Source organism: Streptomyces sp. NPDC044571, assembly GCF_040647115.1.
Classification (GTDB): Bacteria; Actinomycetota; Actinomycetes; order Streptomycetales; family Streptomycetaceae; genus Streptomyces.
This window is the reverse complement of the sequence record NZ_JBEZBN010000157.1, coordinates 1-1,050: the sequence shown is the minus strand read 5'-3', so window position 1 is coordinate 1,050 and position 1,050 is coordinate 1. Positions and strand designations below refer to the sequence as shown.

Annotated in this window: 1 protein-coding gene; it reads left to right on the top strand. The window is 72.8% G+C overall.

The genetic code is table 11. The annotated features are described in order from the left end of the window. Nucleotides 1-181: 181 nt before the first annotated feature. On the top strand, nucleotides 182-733 hold the full coding sequence (locus AB0B01_RS30960; protein WP_361726342.1) for a zinc-binding dehydrogenase: 552 nt from the start codon (nucleotides 182-184) through the stop codon (nucleotides 731-733). The last annotated feature ends 317 nt before the right edge of the window (nucleotides 734-1,050 follow it).

Here is a 1,050-nt window from a genome sequence, read left to right as displayed (position 1 = left end):
AGCAGGCGAGGTCCCCGCCCACCGGGCCGTACGACCCCGGGCCGGCGCTGCCGGCAGCGCCGGCCCGGGGTGCGGCCATCGTCTGCTTCCTCGCACGGGCAGGGCTCGGTCGAGGGGGGCCGGCCGGGACCGGCCTGGACCGGATTCAGGGAGTGGTGGTGGCCAGGGCTGCCGGGCCCGAGTGCGCCGTGGCGGGGTCCCGGGAGCCTGTGAGGAGCGCGAACGCGGAGTCCAGGCAGGCGGCGGCGTGGGCGAGGTCGGGATCGACCTTGCGCCTGATCTGCAGGCCCTGCAGCAGGTTCTGCAGCAGTTGGGCGCCCTGGGCGGGCGTGGGCCGCGAGGGCCGGCAGCGTGGACCTCGTCGCGAGCTGGCCGCCGACCGGGTGATCGACTACCGGGCAGAGCAGTTCGACGAGATCCTCTCCGACCTCGACACCATAGGCGGGACACCCAGGAGCGCTCCTTCCGGGTGCTCAAGCCCGGCGGGACCCTGGTGTCGATCGCTCCCATCCCGGACGCCAAAGCCAAGAAGGCCCGGTGGAACGTCAACGCGCGCAGCTTCTCCATGCGCCCGCACGGCGAGCAGCCGGCCCGGCTCGCCGGCCCGGTGGAGTCCCGACAGTTTCAGCCGATCGTCGAGGCCGCCTTCCCGCTCGCCGAGGCCCCCGACGCCCTGCTCAAGGTGGAGCGCGGCGGCGCACGCGCCAAGACCGTCATCGGCGTCCGCCCCTGACCCCACAGCCCGCAGGGCCGCCGCCGGGCATCGCCCGGGATCCGGCGGGATTGCGCAGTCCCTGTCGGCCAACGCTCCTGATGCCCGGCCACTTTCGGACATCTTCTGCCGATGCCGCGCTGACACGCTCGCGTACGGCTTTCGAGGGCAGGCGAAGTGTGAGCACACCCACCCTGTTCAAGGAGGTTTCACCATGCTGATCACCGTCACACGTACCGGCGGGTTCGCGGGCAGGGAACGAACCGGTTCCCTCGACACGGAATGCCGGTCCGACGGCGCGGAGCTGGAACGGCTGGGCGGGTCAGGGCGTTCCGGGT